Genomic DNA, 19,850 nt, shown 5'->3' on the forward strand with positions numbered 1-19,850 from the left:
CGACAGCAGCGCCCCACTCCCCTTCAACCCTAACACCTCCCAGCTGCCACCAGCACCGCGCGTTGAAGCACAGGTCGGGCTTGAAGTTGTAGTTGCCCACGGAAGCGCTCCTCATTCGTTCACGAGGGCGCCAAGCTAGCCAGCCGGCTAACGGGTAAACAGAGGGAAAGGGCCTACTCGAACGCGCTTTTGAGGAAAGCCGGAGCGATGTACCGCTGGTAATGCGCTTCGGACAGCAGGAAGAATTCCCGGTCGATGGCGTCACGCAACTGCGGCAGCTCCCAGTCACGGAATTCCGGCAGCAACACCATGCCATACGCCTCCAGCTCTCGGATCATCCGCGCACCGCGGGCAATCAGCTGGTAAGCCCAGCAATATTCCGACTGTTGCTCGACAAAGCGGATGGAACGCTGCTCCAGTTGCTGGCGCAGCAGGCCTTTGTCGAACACTTCCAGTTTGGCCATCATCACCTGCACCAGCAGTTGCTCAAGGCGCAGCCACACCGCGCGCTTCTGCGCGTCGTCATAGCCGTTCCAGTTGATCACTTCGTGGTGAAAACGCTTGCAGCCACGGCACACCGTGTCTCCGTAAACCGTGGAGCACAGGCCGACACAAGGGGTCTTGATGGACTTGTTGGACATGAAAAACAACAGCTTGGCGGTGGGACACGCCCCCATGTTAGCCCTTTGTCTAACCAGGGTCACTGCTTAAAGTCATCTTTGCCGCCTTACCTTCGGGCGTTTTTTACCGTAGAATCATCCGGCCTTTTCGAAGGCAACAATGTCCGTTGGAAGCTGTTTTCAAAGCGTCACGAGCACAGTTAATCCGGTAGAACGGCGTTGGCCCGGGCCATGCACCCCTCGCATGCCCGCGCCAGCCCTCATCAGCTCCCCGTTCTGCAGGCGTAAAACTTTGAAAGCAGCTTCTGTAAGGATTCTTTGCGACCCTGGCTGGGCGGCCCACAAAGCCGTGGCAGCGCATGGGTGCATCGAATGCTGGATAAGCGTCCCGGACCCCCTTTAGGGACCACTGATGAGGGAAATAACTGTGCTTGAAGCCTACCGCAAACACATCGAAGAGCGTGCCGCCCTGGGTATCGTGCCCCAGCCGCTGAACGCCGAACAAACTGCAGGCCTGGTCGAGCTGCTGAAAAACCCGCCGGCCGGCGAAGAAGCCTTCCTCGTAGACCTGATCACCAACCGCGTACCGCCAGGGGTCGACGAAGCTGCCTACGTCAAGGCCGCATTCCTCTCCGCCGTCGCCAAGGGCGAAACCCAGTCGCCACTGATCGACCGCAAGCACGCCACCGAGCTGCTGGGCACCATGCAAGGCGGCTACAACATCGAAACGCTGGTCGCACTGCTGGATGACGCCGAACTGGGCGCCGTCGCGGCCGAGCAGCTCAAGCACACCCTGCTGATGTTCGATGCCTTCCACGACGTGGCCGAAAAAGCCAAGGCTGGCAACGCCCACGCCAAGGCCGTGCTCGACTCCTGGGCTGCCGGCGAGTGGTTCACCACCCGCCCGGCCATCGCCGACAAGTACACCCTGACCGTGTTCAAGGTGCCTGGCGAAACCAACACCGACGACCTGTCCCCTGCCCCGGATGCCTGGTCGCGCCCTGACATCCCGCTGCACGCCCTGGCCATGCTGAAAATGGCCCGTGACGGCATCGAACCTGAGCAACCTGGTTCGGTCGGCCCGCTGAAGCAGATCGAAGCAGTCCGCGCCAAAGGCTTCCCGGTTGCCTACGTCGGCGACGTGGTTGGTACCGGTTCGTCGCGTAAATCCGCCACCAACTCGGTGCTGTGGTTCTTCGGCGACGACATCCCGTACGTGCCGAACAAGCGCGCCGGTGGTTTCTGCTTCGGCACCAAGATCGCTCCGATCTTCTACAACACCATGGAAGACGCCGGCGCCCTGCCGATCGAATTCGACTGCACCAACCTGAGCATGGGCGACGTCATCGACGTCTACCCGTACAAAGGTGAAGTGCGCCGTCACGAAAGCGACGAGCTGGTTACCACCTTCGAACTGAAGACGCCTGTACTGCTCGACGAAGTCCGTGCTGGCGGTCGTATCCCACTGATCGTAGGCCGCGGCCTGACCGACAAGGCCCGCGCCGAGCTTGGCCTGGGCCCAGTCGACCTGTTCAAGAAACCTGAGCAGCCTGCCGCGTCCGACAAGGGCTTCACCCTGGCGCAAAAAATGGTCGGCCGTGCTTGCGGCTTGCCAGAAGGCCAAGGCGTGCGCCCAGGTGCCTACTGCGAGCCGAAGATGACCACCGTCGGCTCCCAGGACACCACTGGCCCGATGACCCGCGACGAGCTGAAAGACCTGGCGTGCCTGGGCTTCTCCGCCGACCTGGTAATGCAGTCGTTCTGCCACACTGCGGCCTATCCGAAGCCGATCGACGTCACCACTCACCACACCCTGCCAGACTTCATCCGCACCCGTGGCGGCGTGTCGCTGCGCCCAGGCGACGGCATCATCCACAGCTGGCTGAACCGCATGCTGATGCCTGACACCGTAGGTACCGGTGGCGACTCGCACACTCGCTTCCCGATCGGCATCTCGTTCCCGGCCGGTTCCGGCCTGGTAGCCTTCGCCGCTGCCACCGGCGTCATGCCGCTGGACATGCCAGAGTCGATCCTGGTGCGCTTCAAGGGCAAACTGCAGCCAGGCATCACCCTGCGTGACCTGGTGCATGCCATCCCTTACTACGCCATCCAGAACGGCCTGCTGACCGTCGAGAAGAAGGGCAAGAAAAACGCCTTCTCCGGACGCATCCTGGAAATCGAAGGCCTGGACGAACTGACTGTCGAGCAAGCGTTCGAACTGTCCGACGCCTCGGCCGAGCGCTCCGCTGCCGGTTGCACCATCAAGCTGCCGGAAAAGGCTATTGCCGAGTACCTGACCTCCAACATCACCCTGCTGCGCTGGATGATCGGCGAAGGCTACGGCGATGCCCGCACCCTGGAGCGTCGCGCCCAGGCCATGGAAGCCTGGCTGGCCAACCCTGAGCTGCTGTCGGCCGACGCCGATGCCGAATACGCCGAAATCATCGAAATCGATCTGGCCGACGTCAAGGAGCCTGTGCTCTGCGCGCCGAACGACCCGGACGATGCCCGCCTGCTGTCTTCGGTACAGGGCGAGAAGATCGACGAAGTGTTCATCGGTTCGTGCATGACCAACATCGGCCACTTCCGCGCTGCCGGCAAGCTGCTGGAGAAGGTCAAGGGCGGCATCCCGACCCGTCTGTGGCTGGCTCCGCCAACCAAGATGGATGCTCACCAGCTGACCGAAGAAGGCTACTACGGCATCTACGGCAAGGCCGGTGCGCGCATGGAAATGCCAGGCTGCTCGCTGTGCATGGGTAACCAGGCACGTGTGCAGACCGGTTCGACCGTGGTTTCCACTTCGACCCGTAACTTCCCGAACCGTCTGGGCGACGCCACCAACGTGTACCTGGCATCGGCCGAGCTGGCTGCTGTCGCTTCGATCATCGGCAAGCTGCCGACTGTCGAAGAGTACATGCAGTATGCGAAAGACATCGACAGCATGGCTGCCGACGTTTACCGCTACCTGAGCTTCGACCAGATCGCCGAGTTCCGCGAAGCGGCAGCCAACGCCAAGATCCCGGTGGTTCAGGCGTAAGCTGAGCAGCAAGTTGTAAGCTACAAGCTACAAGCAAAAGCCCCGGCAGAAATGCCGGGGCTTTTTTGTGTCTCCTGTGCCGGCCTCTTCGCGGGCAAGCCCGCGAAGAGGCCGGCACAGACAACCTCAAATCACAAACAACTCCACAAACCTGTGCACCGCCATCTGCTCCAGCCCTTGCTGGTCCTTGCACAGCTCGAAAATCTGCTGGCACCGCTGCCGCGCAAAGCGCGTCGCCAGGTTGGCCCTGAACTTGGCCTCCAGCAACGGTATCCCCTCTTCCCGCCGCCGCCGGTGGCCGATCGGGTATTCCACCACCACCTGATCGGTACTGCTGCCGTCCTTGAAGAACACCTGCAGCGCATTGGCGATCGAACGCTTGGCTGGCTCCAGGTACTCGCGGCTGAAGCGCGGGTCCTCCACTACCTCCATCTTCTCGCGAAGCCGATCGATGCTCGGGTGGTTGGCATGGAAGGCGTCTTCATAATGCTCAGCCACCAGATGCCCGAAAATCAGCGGCACAGCCACCATGTATTGCAGGCAATGGTCGCGGTCGGCGGCATTGGCCAGCGGCCCGCTCTTGGAAATGATGCGAATGGCCGACTCCTGGGTAGTGATGACGATGCGGTCTATTTCATGCAGGCGATTGCGCACCAGCGGGTGCAGGGCTACCGCCGCCTCGCAGGCAGTCTGCGCGTGGAACTCGGCAGGGAAACTGACCTTGAACAGCACGTTCTCCATCACATAGCTGCCCAGTGCCTGTGGCACGCGCAGCTCCTGCTGGCCCGCCGGTTTGAGCGCCAGGTCCTTGTTGGTATGGCTGAACAGCACGTCGTAGAAGCCCCACTGTGGCGCCGTCAGCACACTGGGCACGCCCATCTCGCCGCGCAGGGCGATGTCGGCCAGGCGTACGCCACGGCTGGACGCATCGCCAGCGGCCCAGGACTTGCGCGAACCGGCGTTGGGCGCGTGGCGGTAGGTGCGCAGCGCCTGGCCATCGACAAAGGCGTGGGACAAGGCCGAGAGCATCTGCTCGCGGCTGGCCCCCATCAGCCTGGCGCACACGGCGGTGGAAGCCACCTTGACCAGAATCACATGATCGAGGCCGACGCGGTTGAAGGCGTTTTCCAGCGCCAGCACACCCTGGATCTCGTGAGCCATGACCATGGCTTCGAGCACATCGCCCATCAGCAACGGCGCCTCACCGGCAGCCACCCGCTTCTGCGACAGGTGGTCGGCAACCGCCAGGATGCCGCCGAGGTTATCCGAGGGGTGCGCCCATTCGGCGGCCAGCCAGGTGTCGTTGTAGTCCAGCCAGCGCACCGTGCAGCCGATGTCCCAGGCGGCCTTGACCGGGTCGAGACGGTAGGCGGTTCCGGGGACGCGGGCACCATTGGGCACCACGGTGCCTTCGACCAGGGGGCCAAGCAGTTTGGTGCATTCGGGAAACCGCAGGGCCAGCAGGCCGCAACCGAGGGTGTCCATCAGGCAGTTGCGCGCGGTGTCCAGCGCCTCGGGGGATTCGACCCGGTAGCTGAGGGCGTAGTCCGCCAGGGTTTGCAGTACCCGGTCGTAGTCCGGGCGGTCGTTGAGGTCTGCGTTGGCGCTCATATCCAGCTCCCTTCAAAAGTGCTGGGGCTGCCGTGCAGCCCATCGCCGGCAAGCCAGCTCCTACGGGGATCGCACAGCTCTGGAGACTTGTGCAGTACCTGTGGGAGCTGGCTTGCCGGCGATGGGCCGCACAGCGGCCCCGCTTGAAGCCGAGCGCCAGTGGTGCGTTAGAAGCTATCGCCAGGCACGCGAACCCAGCCCTCCATCAGCACGCGAGCACTGCGGCTCATGATTGCCTTGGTCACTGTCCACTGGCCATTCACCTGGCGCGCCTCAGCCCCCACTCGCAGGGTGCCCGAGGGGTGGCCGAAACGCACGGCGCTGCGCTCGCCCCCGCCAGCGGCGAGGTTGACCAGCGTGCCCGGAATGGCCGCTGCGGTGCCAATGGCCACCGCAGCAGTCCCCATCATTGCATGGTGCAGCTTGCCCATCGACAAGGCCCGAACCAGCAGGTCGATATCCCCCGCCTGCACCGCCTTGCCACTGGACGCAGTGTAGGCGCTCGGCGGCGCCACGAATGCGACTTTTGGCGTGTGCTGACGCCCGGCAGCCTGGTCGACGTTGTCGATCAGCCCCATGCGTACGGCGCCATGGGCGCGGATCGTCTCGAAACGCAACAGGGCCTGCGGGTCGCCGTTGATGGCGTCCTGCAACTCGGCGCCGGTGTAGCCGAGGTCCGCAGCACTGATGAAGATGGTCGGGATGCCGGCATTGATCAATGTCGCCTGGAACGTACCGACACCTGGCACCTCAAGGTCATCGACCAGGTTGCCGGTGGGGAACATCGCAGCGCCTGCGCCGTCTTCGTCGGCTGCTGGGTCGAGGAACTCCAGCTGTACCTCGGCGGCCGGGAACGTCACCCCGTCCAGCTCGAAATCGCCGGTTTCCTGCACCTCACCCTCGGTGATCGGCACATGGGCGATGATGGTCTTGCCGATATTGGCCTGCCAGATACGCACGGTGGCGATGCCGTTGCGCGGAACGCGCGCAGGGTCGACCAGGCCGCTGCTGATGGCGAATGAACCGACTGCCGCAGACAAGTTGCCGCAGTTGCCGCTCCAGTCGACGAAGGCCTTGTCGATGCTGACCTGGCCGAACAGGTAGTCGACATCATGTTCGGGCTTGATGCTGGGCGACAGGATCACGCTCTTGCTGGTGCTTGAAGTAGCACCCCCCATGCCGTCGATCTGCTTGCCATAGGGGTCGGGGCTGCCGATTACCCGCAGCAGCAGCGCATCGCGCGCCGGGCCGGGGATTTGCGCTCGCTCGGGCAGGTCTTGCAGGCGGAAGAACACGCCCTTGCTGGTGCCGCCACGGATATAGGTGGCGGGGATTTTTACTTGCGGTACGTGAGCCATTGCGTTGCTGTCCTGTCTGATAATCATGAACCCCCGGGGCTGCCTTGCAGCCCAGCGCCGGCAAGCCAGCGCGATCCCTGTGGGAGCTGGCTTGCCGGCGATGGGCCGCACAGCGGCCCCGCTCTCATGGTTAGGCGGTCGCTTCGAGGAAGTCCTGGGCAAAGCGCTGCAGCACCCCGCCCGCTTCGTAGATCGACACTTCCTCGGCGGTGTCCAGGCGGCAGGTCACCGGCACTTCCAGGCGTTCACCCTGGCGGCGGGTGATGACCAGGGTCAAGGTCGCCCGCGGCGTCCGCGCACCCAGCACGTCATAGGTCTCGCTGCCATCCAGGCCCAGGGTCTTGCGGTCGGTGCCCGGCTTGAATTCCAGCGGCAACACGCCCATGCCCACCAGGTTGGTGCGGTGAATACGCTCGAACCCTTCGGCCACGATCGCCTCGACACCTGCCAGCCGCACCCCCTTGGCCGCCCAGTCACGGGACGAGCCCTGGCCGTAGTCGGCACCGGCGACGATGATCAGCGGCTGCTTGCGCTGCATGTAGGTTTCAATCGCTTCCCACATACGGGTGACCTTGCCTTCCGGCTCGATCCGCGCCAGCGAGCCTTGCTGCACGCTGCCGTCTGCCTTGCGCACCATTTCGTTGAACAGCTTGGGGTTGGCAAAGGTGGCGCGCTGGGCGGTCAGGTGGTCGCCACGGTGGGTAGCGTAGGAGTTGAAGTCCTCTTCCGGCAGGCCCATCTTCGCCAGGTACTCACCGGCGGCGCTGTCGAGCATGATGGCGTTGGACGGCGACAGGTGGTCGGTGGTGATGTTGTCGGGCAGCACCGCCAGCGGGCGCATGCCGCGCAGGGTGCGCTCACCGGCCAGGGCCCCTTCCCAGTATGGCGGGCGCCGGATGTAGGTGCTCATCGGACGCCATTCATACAGCGGGGCGACCTTCGGCCCGCGGTCTTCCTCGATGGCGAACATCGGGATGTACACCTTGCGGAACTGCTCAGGCTTCACTGCGGCACGCACCACGGCGTCGATTTCCTCGTCGCTTGGCCAGATGTCCTTGAGGCGGATTTCCTTGCCATCGACCACACCCAGCACATCTTTCTCGATGTCGAAGCGGATGGTACCGGCAATGGCGTAGGCGACCACCAGCGGCGGCGAAGCCAGGAAGGCCTGCTTGGCATACGGGTGAATACGGCCGTCGAAGTTGCGGTTGCCCGACAGCACGGCCGTGGCGTACAGGTCGCGGTCAATGATCTCCTGCTGAATCACCGGGTCAAGGGCACCCGACATACCATTGCAGGTGGTGCAGGCGAAGGCGACGATGCCGAAGCCGAGTTGCTCCAGTTCCTTCTCCAGGCCGGCCTCTTCAAGATACAACTGCACGGCCTTGGAGCCCGGCGCCAGCGACGACTTGACCCACGGCTTGCGGGCCAGGCCCAGCCTGTTGGCATTGCGCGCCATCAGGCCGGCAGCGATCACGTTGCGCGGGTTGCTGGTGTTGGTGCAACTGGTGATGGCGGCGATGATTACCGCGCCGTCAGGCATCTGCCCCGGCACGTCCTCCCAGCTGCCGGCGATGCCTTTGGCCGCCAGGTCGCTGGTTGCGACGCGAGCATGCGGGTTGGACGGCCCGGCCATGTTACGTACCACGCTCGACAAGTCGAAGCTCAGGGTGCGTTCGTAGACCGCCTCGGCCAGGCTGTCGGCCCACAGGCCAGTAGCCTTGGCGTAGGTTTCCACCAGCTTTACCTGATGCTCTTCGCGGCCGGTCAGGCGCAGGTAGTCGATGGTCTGCTGGTCGATGGCGAACATCGCTGCCGTGGCGCCGTATTCCGGCGCCATGTTGGAAATGGTCGCGCGGTCACCCAGGGTCAGGGCACGCGCGCCCTCGCCGTGGAACTCCAGGTAGGCGCCGACGACTTTCTGTTTACGCAGGAATTCGGTCAGGGCCAGCACCAGGTCGGTGGCCGTGATGTTCGGCGCCAGCTTGCCAGTCAGCTCGACGCCGACGATTTCCGGCAGGCGCATCCACGAGGCACGGCCGAGCATCACGTTCTCGGCTTCCAGGCCGCCAACGCCAATGGCGATCACGCCCAGGGCGTCGACATGCGGGGTGTGGCTGTCGGTGCCGACGCAGGTGTCGGGGTAGGCCACGCCGCGGTCGCTGTGGACCACCGGTGACATCTTCTCCAGGTTGATCTGGTGCATGATGCCGTTGCCTGGCTGGATCACGTCGACGTTCTTGAACGCCTTCTTGGTCCAGTTGATGAAGTGGAAACGGTCTTCGTTGCGGCGGTCTTCGATGGCGCGGTTCTTTTCGAAGGCTTGTGGGTCGAAGCCACCGCATTCCACGGCCAGCGAGTGGTCGACGATCAGCTGCACCGGCACCACCGGATTGACGGCGGCCGGGTCGCCGCCTTTGTCGGCGATGGCGTCCCGCAGGCCGGCAAGGTCGACCAATGCCGTCTGGCCAAGGATATCGTGGCACACCACGCGCGCCGGGAACCACGGGAAGTCGAGGTCGCGCTTGCGTTCGATCAGCTGGGCCAGCGAGGCGTCGAGGGTGGCCGGGTCGCAGCGGCGCACCAGGTTTTCGGCGAGCACGCGGGAGGTGTAAGGCAGGCCAGCGTACGCGCCGGGCTTGATCGCCTCGACCGCTGCGCGGGCATCGAAATAGTCCAGGTCAGTGCCTGGCAGGTGCTTGCGGAATGCAGTGTTCATAATTATCAGGCTCGGTCACGGTACGGTCGTGGATAGCTTTCCAATCGCTGTCATGTGTCGGCTGCTCCGGCCTCATCGCCGGCAAGCCAGCTCCTACAGGTACAGCGCAAGCCCCCAGGGCGGTGCAACACCTGTGGGTGTTGGTTGCTCCGGCCCGTTGCCGGCAAGCCAGTTCCCATAGGCACAGCACAAGCCTCGAGGGCGGTGCAACACCTGTGGGAGCTGGCTTGCCGGCGATGAGGCCGGAACAGGCCACCCCACAGGTTCGGTCGGTCAGCGCTGCTCGATCGGCACGAACTGGCGCTGATCGACACCGACATACTCGGCGCTTGGGCGGATGATGCGGTTGTTGGCGCGCTGCTCGAAGACGTGCGCCGCCCAGCCGGTCAGGCGCGAGCAGACGAAGATCGGGGTGAACAGCTTGGTCGGGATGCCCATGAAGTGGTATGCCGAGGCATGGTAGAAGTCGGCATTGGGGAACAGGCGTTTCTGCTCCCACATGGTCTTGTCGATGGCTTCGGATACCGGGTACAGCACTTTGTCGCCCACCTGATCAGCCAGTTGCTTCGACCAGCCCTTGATCACCTCGTTGCGCGGGTCGGACTCTTTGTAGATGGCATGGCCAAAGCCCATGATCTTGTCCTTGCGCTCGAGCATGCGCAGCAATTCGGCGGTGGCTTCCTGCGGGCTCTGGAAGCGCTCGATCAGCTCCATCGCTGCCTCGTTGGCACCACCGTGCAGCGGGCCGCGCAGCGAGCCGATGGCGGCGGTGACGCAAGAATACAGATCGGACAGGGTCGAGGCGCAAACACGGGCAGTGAAGGTGGAGGCGTTGAATTCGTGCTCGGCATAGAGGATCAGCGACACGTTCATCACTTTCACGTGCAGCTCGCTCGGCTTCTTGCCGTGCAACAGGTGCAGGAAGTGGCCACCGAGGGTGTCTTCGTCGCTGCTGCAGTCGATGCGCACACCATGATGGGTGAAGCGGTACCAGTAGCACATCACTGCCGGGAACAGCGCCAGCAGGCGGTCGGTCTTGTCGCGCTGGGCCTCGAAGGTGAGCTCTGGCTCCAGGGTGCCGAGCACCGAGCAGCCGGTGCGCATCACGTCCATCGGGTGGGCGTCACGCGGAATACGCTCCAGCACTTCTTTCAGTGCCTGGGGCAGGTCGCGCAGGCCCTTGAGCTTGTGTTTGTAGTCGGCAAGCTCGGCCTGGGTCGGCAGCTCGCCATACAGCAGCAGGTAGGCCACTTCCTCGAATTCGGCAGCGGCTGCCAGGTCACGCACGTCGTAACCCCGGTAGGTCAGCCCGGCACCGGCCTGGCCCACGGTCGACAGCGCGGTCTGGCCAGCCACCTGACCGCGCAGGCCTGCGCCACTGAGTACTTTTGCTTCGGCCATGGTGTTTCTCCTTTCTTGAATTTGTTATGGAAATCTGGCTAATCATTGAAACCTGGGCGGGCCCCTTCGTGGATTCACCCGCGAAAGGGCCGGTCGCAGCAGCGACAAACGGAACTGTCAGCCTTTCTTCTGGGCAAACAGCGCATCGAGGCTCTGCTCGAACGCGTGGTAGCCAATGGCATCGTAGAGCTCCATGCGGGTCTGCATGGTGTCGATCACGTTCTTCTGCGTGCCGTCGCGGCGCAGCGCGGTGTACACGTTGTCGGCGGCCTTGTTCATAGCGCGGAACGCCGACAACGGGTACAGCACCAGTGACACGTCGACCGAGGCCAGCTCTTCGGTGGTGTACAGCGGCGTGGCGCCGAACTCGGTGATGTTGGCCAGGATCGGTGCCTTCACCCTGTCGGCAAAAGTCTTGTACATCTGCAGCTCGGTGATGGCTTCCGGGAAGATCATGTCGGCGCCCGCTTCGATGCAGGCGGCGGCGCGGTCCAAGGCGGCGTTCAAACCTTCGACGGCCAGGGCGTCGGTGCGCGCCATGATCACGAAACTGTCGTCGGTGCGGGCATCGACGGCGGCCTTGATACGGTCGACCATCTCCTGCTGGGTGACGATCTCCTTGTTCGGGCGGTGCCCGCAACGCTTGGCACCAACCTGGTCCTCGATATGGATCGCGGCAGCGCCGAACTTGCACATCGAGCGCACCGTACGGGCAACGTTGAAGGCCGACGCGCCAAAGCCGGTGTCGACGTCCACCAACAGCGGCAGGTCGCACACGTCGGTGATGCGACGCACGTCGGTCAGCACGTCGTCCAGGCCACTGATGCCCAGGTCTGGCAGGCCCAGCGAGCCTGCGGCCACACCGCCGCCGGACAAGTAGATGGCCTTGAAGCCCGCGCGCTTGGCCAGCAGGGCATGGTTGGCATTGATGGCGCCAACCACCTGCAGCGGATGTTCAGCGGCAACGGCATCGCGGAAACGCTGACCGGGGGTGCTCTTCAGAGTCATTTCTCACCTCGTGGGCTGTTGTTGTGGGCGTCCATGTAGTGACGCTCGATATTGCGCTTGGACGCGCCGATGTGGCGGCGCATCAGGAGTTCGGCCAGTTCGCCATCACGGTCGGCAATGGCATCGAGAATGCGGTGGTGCTCGGCAAAGGCCTGGCGCGGCCGGTTGGGCGTAGCGGAGAACTGGATGCGGTACATGCGCACCAGTTGGTAAAGCTCGCCGCAGAGCATCTTGACCAGGGTCTGGTTGCCGCTACCCTGGATGATCCGGTAATGAAAATCGTAGTCGCCTTCCTGCTGGTAGTAGCCCAGGCCGGCCTGGAAGGCGGCATCGCGTTCGTGGGTGTCGAGCACCCGACGCAATTCGTCGATGTCGGCCTGGCTCATGCGCTCGGCAGCGAGGCGGCAGGCCATGCCCTCCAGCGACTCGCGGATCTCGTACAGCTCGATGAGCTCGGCGTGGTCGAGCGACACTACCCGCGCACCGACATGCGGCACGCGCACCAGCAGGCGCTGGCCTTCGAGGCGGTGGATGGCTTCGCGCAACGGGCCACGGCTGATGCCATAGGTGCGCGCCAGCTCCGGCTCGGAAATCTTGCTGCCGGGGGCGATCTCACCCTTGACGATAGCCGCCTGAATGCGTCGGAAGACGTTTTCGGACAACGTTTCCGTTTCGTCTGTCAGCACCGGGGTGGGGGTAGAAAGGCCCTGCATATTGTCGACACCTTGAAAATCTCTTTGCCAGAAATTAGCGAAAACGGCGGCCGCAGTCAAAGAAAAAATGAATATTGTCGACAATCGTCTAAGGGCGAACTAACGCCACGGTTGCGCTGTCAGATCGCGCACCGCTGGCGTCAAGACGTCGGCGTGATAGAATGCCGCGCCTCCGACGGAGTATGGATAGCCTATCTGTCATCCAGCCATGATTGTTGACAGATGAACGAGGAAGCTTGCGCAGTAGTTGCCAGTCGCCTTGCCCTGAACCTTGCACAGCACCGCGCCCGGAATATGAGACTTACACCCGTTTTAATGCTGCTATGCCTCACCCTGCTGCCGGCCCTTGGCCAGGCTGCGGGCAAGACCGTGTACGGTCTCAACGAATACGCCCGCCTGGGCGACCTGGACCTGGAAGTGGCGGCCAAGCTCGACACTGGCGCCAAGACCGCCTCGCTCAGTGCCCGCGACATCAAGCGTTTCAAGCGCAACGGCGAAAGCTGGGTGCGCTTCTACCTGGCCATCGATGCCGCCCATTCGCACCCGATCGAGCGCCCGCTGGCCCGCGTGAGCAAGATCAAGCGCCGCGCCGGCGACTATGACGCAGAATCCGGCAAGGCCTACACGGCGCGCCCGGTCATCGAACTGGAAATCTGCATGGGCCAGGCCATGCGCACCATCGAAGTCAACCTCACCGACCGCAGCGCGTTCCAGTTTCCGCTGCTGATCGGCTCCGAGGCGCTCAAGCACTTCGACGCGCTGGTCGACCCAAGCCTTAAATACGCGGCCGGCAAACCTGCCTGTGCCACCGACGCTCCCAAAGCAGAGTAACCCCGATGCGCTCTCTTACCCTCCATCTGAAAGTCCTGATCACCGTACTGGTGTTGCTGGGCGTGGCGGTCACGGCTTATCAGATCTTCTTCCTCGGCATCCCGGTGACCGAGGACGAGACCGACGACCTGTGGAACATCGACGCCAAGGTCGAGTTCGTGGCCAGCACCAAGGACCCGGTCAAGGTGCAGATGTTCGTGCCGCCGCTGAACCGCGACTACGTCAGCCTCAACGAGAGCTTCATCTCCAACAACTACGGGGTCAGCGTCAATCGTGCCGACGGCAACCGCAAGGTGACCTGGTCGGCGCGCCGCGCCAACGGCAACCAGACCCTCTACTACCGCCTGGTGCTGACCAAGCGCTACAGCAACGAGAAGACCACGGTCAAAGGCGCCACATTCCGCGACAGCCTGGCCGTCGAGGGTCCTGAGAAGATCGCCGCCGAGGCCCTGATGGCGCCGATCCGTCAGCACTCCGCCGACGTCGAGACCTTCGTCAGCGAGACCATCAAGCGGGTCAACAACCTCAACGACGACAACGTCAAGCTGCTGCTGGCCGGCGACACCTCGGCCATGAAGAAGGCCCAGGTCATCGACCTGCTGCTGTCCATCGCCCATGTGCCGATGGAGAAAGTGCACACCATTCGCCTGGTCGCCGATACTCCGCAAACCCCGGAACTGTGGCTGCGCAGCTTCAACGGCAACGACTGGCTGTACTTCAACCCGGACACCGGCGAGCAGGGCCTGCCCAGCGACCGCCTGCTGTGGTGGACCGGTGACGACAACCTGATCACCGTCGATGGCGGCAAGAAGGCCAACGTCACCTTCAGCATGAACAACAGCGAGATGAACGCCATCCGCCTGGCCAAGCTGACCGACGAGAACACCGACGCCGACTTCCTCGAGTACTCGCTGTACAGCCTGCCGCTGCAAACCCAGCAAACCTTCATGATCATGGTGATGATCCCGATCGGCGTGCTGGTGATTCTGGTACTGCGCAACCTGATCGGCCTGCAGACCTTGGGTACGTTCACCCCGGTGCTGATCGCCCTGGCCTTCCGCGAGACCCAGCTGGGCTTCGGTATCGTGCTGTTCACGGTGATCACCGCCCTGGGGCTGTCACTGCGATCGTACCTGGAACACCTCAAGCTGCAGATGCTGCCGCGCCTGTCGGTGGTGCTGACCTTCGTCGTGGTACTGATCGCCGCCATCAGCCTGTTCAGCCACAAGCTGGGCCTTGAGCGCGGGTTGTCGGTGGCACTGTTCCCGATGGTGATCCTGACCATGACCATCGAACGCCTGTCGATCACCTGGGAAGAGCGTGGTGGCGGCCATGCCATGAAAGTTGCCATCGGCACCCTGTTCGCCGCCTCCGTGGCGCACCTGCTGATGATGGTGCCGGAGCTGGTCTACTTCGTATTCACCTTCCCGGCGGTGCTGTTGATTCTGGTGGGCTTCATGCTGGCGATGGGTCGCTACCGCGGCTACCGCCTGACCGAGCTGGTGCGCTTCAAGGCATTCCTGAAGAAGGCTGACGCCTGATGTTTGGCCTGATCAAGACGTGGAAAGCCCTGGAGGCCCGGGGCATCATGGGTATCAACCGGCGCAACGCGGACTACGTGTTGAAGTACAACAAGCGCCACCTGTACCCGATCGTCGACGACAAGATCATCACCAAGGAGCGAGCCCTGGCGGCCGGCATCCATGTGCCGGAAATGTACGGCATCATCGAGACCGAAAAAGAGATCGAAAAGCTCGACCAGATCATTGGCGGGCGCAACGATTTCGTCATCAAGCCGGCGCAGGGCGCTGGCGGTGACGGCATCCTGGTGATCGCCGACCGCTTCGAGGACCGCTACCGCACGGTGTCGGGCAAGATCATCAGCCACGAGGAAATCGAGCACCAGATCTCCAGCATCCTCACCGGCCTGTACTCGCTGGGCGGCCACCGCGACCGCGCGCTGATCGAGTACCGCGTCACCCCCGACCAGATCTTCAAGAGCATCAGCTACGAAGGCGTGCCGGACATTCGCATCATTGTGCTGATGGGCTACCCGGTCATGGCCATGCTGCGCCTGCCGACCCGCCAGTCCGGGGGCAAGGCCAACCTGCACCAAGGTGCCATCGGCGTGGGTGTCGACCTGGCCACCGGCGTGACCCTGCGCGGTACCTGGCTGAACAACATCATCAGCAAGCACCCGGACACCACCAACGCAGTAGATGGCGTGCAGCTGCCGAACTGGGACGGCTTCATGAAGCTGGCCGCCGGCTGCTACGAGCTGTGCGGCCTGGGCTACATCGGTGTCGACATGGTGCTGGATCAGGAAAAAGGCCCATTGATTCTGGAGCTGAACGCCCGCCCGGGGCTGAACATCCAGATTGCCAACGACTGCGGGCTGACCCAGCGCACCCATGCCGTCGAGGCGCACATCGAAGCGTTGGCCAAGGATGGGGTAACCGAGGATGCCGAGCAGCGGGTACGGGTAGCTCAGGGCTTGTTCGGGCACGTGCCTGGCCGCTGAATTGCCGGGGCTGCTTTGCAGCCCATCGCCGGCAAGCTAGCTCCCACAGGGACCGCATGCCCCTGAGAGCTCCGCCGCACCAGTGGAGCTGGCTTCCCGGCGATGGGCCGCACAGCGGCCCCTTGGGGCAAACACAATGCTGAATGTCGCGCCCAGTGCTAGGCGCTTTTCCTGCACAGGTCTACAATCGCCCTCCTCGCTTTTACATCGCCGTCCACACTGATGCCGACCTGTACGCTCTACCCCCTGCCCTACCAGCCCGACCCTGCCGCCTATTTCGCTCGCCTGCGCCAGGCCCCCGGCGCGATCCTGCTCGACAGCGCCCGCCCCGGCGCCGAGCGCGGCCGCTTCGACCTGCTCAGCGCCTGGCCGCTGCAACAACTGCAAGCGCAACCCGATGAAAGTGGCCGCGTTTTTCTCCAGCGCCTGCGCGCCTGCCTGGCGCAACTGGGCCACGCGCAACTGCCCGAAGGCTGCGAACTACCGTTCGCCGGCGGCCTGATCGGCTACCTGAGCTACGACTTCGGCCGCCGCCTGGAGCAGTTGCCAAGCCTGGCCGTGGACGACCTCGGCCTGCCGGACGCACAGTTGGGGCTGTATGCCTGGGCGCTGGTCAGCGACCACCTGTACGGCACCAGCCAACTGGTGTTCCATCCAAGCCTGGCAAGTGAAGAACGCGACCGCCTGATCAATCTGTTCCAAGCCAGCGACCAGACGCAGAGCGGCGCCTTCCGGCTGCTCGCCCCGATGGCGGGCGACCTGCAGCCCGAGCAGTACAAGGCTGCATTCGACCAGGTACAACGCTACATCGAGGCTGGCGACTGCTATCAGATCAACCTTACCCAGCGCTTTCGCGCCCGCTGCCAGGGCGACCCGTGGCAGGCCTACAAGGCACTGCGCCACGCCTGCCCTACGCCGTTCTCGGGCTACCAGCAACTGGCCGACGGCAGCGCCTTGCTGAGCTTTTCTCCCGAGCGTTTCATCCGCGTCAGCCAGGGCCAGGTGGAAACCCGGCCGATCAAGGGCACCCGCCCGCGCGCCAGCGACCCGGGGGAAGACACCCGCAATGCCCGGGAGCTGCTACGCAGCCCCAAGGACCGCTCGGAAAACCTGATGATCGTCGACCTGCTGCGCAACGACCTTGGGCGTACCTGCGAGATCGGCTCGGTGAAGGTACCAGAGCTGTTCAGCCTGGAAAGCTACCCCAATGTGCACCACCTGGTCAGCAGCATCACCGGCCGGCTGGCCCGCGACAAGGACGCCCTGGACCTGATCGGCGATAGCTTCCCCGGCGGCTCGATCACCGGTGCGCCGAAGATCCGCGCCATGCAGATCATCGACCAGCTGGAGCCTGCGCGCCGAGCGCTGTACTGCGGCTCGCTGCTGTATGTGGACGTGCGTGGCGAAATGGACAGCTCGATTGCCATTCGCAGCCTGCTGGTCAAGGACGGGCAGGTCAGCTGTTGGGGTGGCGGTGCAGTAGTGGCCGACTCCGAGTGGCAGGCCGAGTATGAAGAATCGATCGCCAAGGTACGGGTGCTGATGCAGACGCTGCAGGGCCTGTGAGTCCGTCTGGCCCGCGTTTTTTTGTTACCATCACCCCACTACGAGCGCACAGCGCCACAGCCAAGATGGAAACCGCCTGATGAGCCTACCCTTCGACGTCGCCGCCCTGGCCGCGACCTATGCCAACAAGTCCCCGCAGGACATCCTCAAGCTCGCCTTCGAGCACTTTGGCGATGACTTGTGGATTTCCTTCAGCGGCGCCGAGGATGTGGTGCTGGTGGACATGGCCTGGAAGCTGAACAAGCAGGTCAAGGTGTTCAGCCTTGACACCGGCCGCCTGCACCCGGAGACCTACCGGTTCATCGATCAGGTGCGCGAGCAGTACAACCTGCCCATCGAAATCCTCAGCCCCGACCGCGCCAAGCTTGATCCGTTCGTCAAGGAAAAAGGCCTGTTCAGCTTCTACAAGGATGGCCATGGCGAGTGCTGCGGCATCCGCAAGATCGAGCCGCTGCGCCGCAAGCTGTCCACCGTGAGTGCCTGGGCCACCGGCCAGCGCCGCGACCAGAGCCCGGGCACCCGCAGCCAGGTGGCAGCACTGGAAATCGACAGTGCGTTCTCCACGCCTGAACGGACCTTGTACAAGTTCAACCCACTGGCGCAGATGACCAGTGCAGAGGTGTGGGGTTATATCCGGATGCTGGAGCTGCCCTACAACAGCCTGCATGAGCGCGGCTTTATCAGCATTGGCTGCGAGCCATGCACCCGGCCGGTACTGCCGAACCAGCATGAGCGCGAGGGCCGCTGGTGGTGGGAAGAATCTACGCAGAAGGAATGCGGGTTGCACGCGGGCAACCTGATCAGCAAGGCCTGAAATTGTCGGGGGCGCTGCGCGCCCCCCTGCGATTCTGAATCAGTGCACCGGCAGTTCGACACCTGCGAACAACTCTTCCAGTTCCTGCTTGTTGTGGCACTGGATAGCCTTGGCCATTACTTCACGGGTCAGGTGCGGGGCGAACTTCTCGATGAAGTCGCACATGAAACCACGCAGGAAGGTACCACGGCGGAAGCCGATCTTGGTGATGCTGGCCTCGAACAGCTCGCTGGCATCCAGGGCCACCAGATCATTGTCGAGCTTGGCGTCGACGGCCATGCCGGCAACGATACCCACGCCCAGCCCGAGGCGTACGTAGGTCTTGATCACGTCGGCATCCGCCGCCGTAAACACCACTTTCGGCGTCAGGCCGCGGTGGTTGAAGGCTTCGTCCAGCTTCGAGCGACCGGTGAAACCGAAGACGTAGGTCACGATCGGGTATTCGGCGACCGCTTCCAGGGTCAGCTTCGGTAGCTTGGCCAGCGGGTGACCTTGCGGCACCACCACGCAACGGTTCCACTTGTAGCAGGGCATCATGATCAGGTCGCCGAACAGCTCCAGCGCCTCGGTGGCGATGGCGAAGTCGACGGTGCCGTCTGCGGCCATCTCGGCAATCTGCATCGGCGAGCCCTGGTGCATGTGCAAGGACACTTCCGGGTACTGCTTGATAAAGCTGCTGATCACCGGCGGCAAGGCATAGCGCGCCTGGGTGTGGGTGGTGGCGATGGACAGCGTGCCCTTCTTCTCGTTGGAAAATTCCTGGGCGATCTGCTTGATGCTCTCGACCTTGCGCAGGATTTCGCCAGCGGTATTGATGATGCGCTCACCGGCCGGCGTGACGCGGGTCAGGTGCTTGCCGCTGCGGGCAAAAACTTCGACACCCAGCTCGTCTTCGAGCAGGCGGATCTGCTTGCTGATCCCTGGCTGGGAGGTGTACAGGCTTTGCGCCGTCGCGGAGACGTTGAGGTCATGGTGCGCCACTTCCCAGATGTAGCGCAGTTGTTGAAGCTTCATAGATTCCCCTCGGTTCAGCGATGAGTCCGCGGCAGCAGGCAGCGACGATATATAACTATATTAGTGGTTCTGGAAATAAATCTAGAACTATTTTGTTACATACCGCCACAAATGGCCTACGGCCATCTTCATGTTTTCCTACGTCCTAAATGCTGCGCCAACGGCACCATGTACACCGGCACCGTCGACAACTGGAGCAGCCTCACCGCCGTACGCCCCAGCGGCACATCCACCCCGGCGCCGGCGCTGTGGCTACCGAAAATCAGCAGGTCCACACTCAACCGCTGCGCCTGGTCGAGGATCACCTGTGCCGGGTCGCCCTGGCGTACCCGCACCGCCTTGATCACCGCCAGGTCAGCCTCCTCACCCAGCTCTTCACGAAAGTTTTCCAGCACGCGCTGCTCGATATTGGCCATCACCGTGTTCACCCCCTGGCTGTGCAACTGGTCGAGGGTCTGTTCATCGAGGTAACTTTGCAGGAGGGATTCGGCGAACTGGCCCATCGGTTCCACCGCATGGATCACATACAACTCGGCATTGAAAGTACGCGCCAGCGCCAGCGCGTGCTGCATGACAAAAGGGGCGTAGACACCGAGGTCGGTGGCGTACAGCATGGAGCGAATCATTCGACCTCCTC

The 19,850-nt window shown here is 63.3% G+C and carries 15 protein-coding genes; 6 read left to right on the top strand and 9 right to left on the bottom strand.

Going from position 1 to position 19,850, the window contains the following annotated elements:
• Positions 1 to 173 precede the first annotated feature (173 nt).
• Positions 174 to 641, bottom strand: a complete 468-nt coding sequence (locus HP547_RS05220; protein ID WP_172228402.1) for a DUF1289 domain-containing protein — start codon at positions 639 to 641, stop codon at positions 174 to 176.
• Between the two features lie 406 nt (positions 642 to 1,047).
• Between HP547_RS05220 and acnB the strand changes: the two genes are divergently transcribed.
• The gene (gene acnB / locus HP547_RS05225; RefSeq protein WP_172228406.1) at positions 1,048 to 3,657 is read left to right on the top strand and encodes a bifunctional aconitate hydratase 2/2-methylisocitrate dehydratase; all 2,610 of its coding nucleotides are present in this window, start codon (positions 1,048 to 1,050) and stop codon (positions 3,655 to 3,657) included.
• A gap of 126 nt (positions 3,658 to 3,783) precedes the next feature.
• Here acnB and prpD read toward each other — a convergent pair whose 3' ends face one another.
• The 6 genes from prpD to HP547_RS05255 all read right to left on the bottom strand — a co-directional run bounded on the left by prpD (position 3,784) and on the right by HP547_RS05255 (position 12,467).
• Positions 3,784 to 5,268 carry a 2-methylcitrate dehydratase gene (gene prpD, locus HP547_RS05230; protein ID WP_172228404.1) on the bottom strand — a complete coding sequence of 495 codons (1,485 nt, stop codon included), beginning with the start codon at positions 5,266 to 5,268 and terminating at the stop codon, positions 3,784 to 3,786.
• 167 nt (positions 5,269 to 5,435) lie between these two features.
• Positions 5,436 to 6,626: a 2-methylaconitate cis-trans isomerase PrpF gene (gene prpF, locus HP547_RS05235; RefSeq protein WP_172285668.1), complete on the bottom strand. Its 1,191-nt coding sequence runs from the start codon at positions 6,624 to 6,626 to the stop codon at positions 5,436 to 5,438.
• Positions 6,627 to 6,756: 130 nt separating this feature from the next.
• Positions 6,757 to 9,345 carry a Fe/S-dependent 2-methylisocitrate dehydratase AcnD gene (gene acnD, locus HP547_RS05240; RefSeq protein ID WP_172285669.1) on the bottom strand — a complete coding sequence of 863 codons (2,589 nt, stop codon included), beginning with the start codon at positions 9,343 to 9,345 and terminating at the stop codon, positions 6,757 to 6,759.
• Positions 9,346 to 9,618: 273 nt separating this feature from the next.
• On the bottom strand, positions 9,619 to 10,746 hold the full coding sequence (gene prpC / locus HP547_RS05245; RefSeq protein ID WP_172228869.1) for a 2-methylcitrate synthase: 1,128 nt from the start codon (positions 10,744 to 10,746) through the stop codon (positions 9,619 to 9,621).
• 117 nt (positions 10,747 to 10,863) lie between these two features.
• Positions 10,864 to 11,754, bottom strand: coding sequence for a methylisocitrate lyase (prpB, locus tag HP547_RS05250; RefSeq protein ID WP_172285670.1), 891 nt, complete (start codon positions 11,752 to 11,754; stop codon positions 10,864 to 10,866).
• Entirely contained in the window at positions 11,751 to 12,467 is a 717-nt protein-coding gene (locus HP547_RS05255) for a GntR family transcriptional regulator (RefSeq protein WP_172228873.1), read from the bottom strand. Before HP547_RS05255 ends, prpB begins: the two co-directional genes overlap by 4 nt.
• Before the next feature lie 294 nt (positions 12,468 to 12,761).
• On the opposite strand from HP547_RS05255, the gene HP547_RS05260 reads away from it, so the two are divergent.
• From HP547_RS05260 to HP547_RS05280, 5 genes are all read left to right on the top strand, one after another.
• Positions 12,762 to 13,298 carry an ATP-dependent zinc protease gene (locus tag HP547_RS05260; protein ID WP_019470703.1) on the top strand — a complete coding sequence of 179 codons (537 nt, stop codon included), beginning with the start codon at positions 12,762 to 12,764 and terminating at the stop codon, positions 13,296 to 13,298.
• A gap of 5 nt (positions 13,299 to 13,303) precedes the next feature.
• Positions 13,304 to 14,839, top strand: coding sequence for an inactive transglutaminase family protein (locus HP547_RS05265; protein ID WP_172228875.1), 1,536 nt, complete (start codon positions 13,304 to 13,306; stop codon positions 14,837 to 14,839).
• Positions 14,839 to 15,819 carry an alpha-L-glutamate ligase-like protein gene (locus tag HP547_RS05270; RefSeq protein ID WP_172228877.1) on the top strand — a complete coding sequence of 327 codons (981 nt, stop codon included), beginning with the start codon at positions 14,839 to 14,841 and terminating at the stop codon, positions 15,817 to 15,819. The genes HP547_RS05265 and HP547_RS05270 overlap by 1 nt, the downstream gene beginning before the upstream one ends.
• A gap of 222 nt (positions 15,820 to 16,041) precedes the next feature.
• Entirely contained in the window at positions 16,042 to 17,385 is a 1,344-nt protein-coding gene (pabB, locus tag HP547_RS05275; protein ID WP_172285671.1) for an aminodeoxychorismate synthase component I, read from the top strand.
• A gap of 79 nt (positions 17,386 to 17,464) precedes the next feature.
• Positions 17,465 to 18,199, top strand: a complete 735-nt coding sequence (locus HP547_RS05280) for a phosphoadenylyl-sulfate reductase (protein ID WP_172233260.1) — start codon at positions 17,465 to 17,467, stop codon at positions 18,197 to 18,199.
• Between the two features lie 39 nt (positions 18,200 to 18,238).
• Here the strand turns inward: HP547_RS05280 and cysB are convergent, their stop codons facing one another.
• Entirely contained in the window at positions 18,239 to 19,213 is a 975-nt protein-coding gene (gene cysB / locus HP547_RS05285) for an HTH-type transcriptional regulator CysB (protein ID WP_016485905.1), read from the bottom strand.
• Positions 19,214 to 19,341: 128 nt separating this feature from the next.
• On the bottom strand, positions 19,342 to 19,839 hold the full coding sequence (locus tag HP547_RS05290; protein ID WP_172233833.1) for a universal stress protein: 498 nt from the start codon (positions 19,837 to 19,839) through the stop codon (positions 19,342 to 19,344).
• Positions 19,840 to 19,850 lie beyond the last annotated feature (11 nt).

This window comes from Pseudomonas sp. CM27, from assembly GCF_013179515.1.
GTDB lineage: Bacteria > Pseudomonadota > Gammaproteobacteria > Pseudomonadales > Pseudomonadaceae > Aquipseudomonas.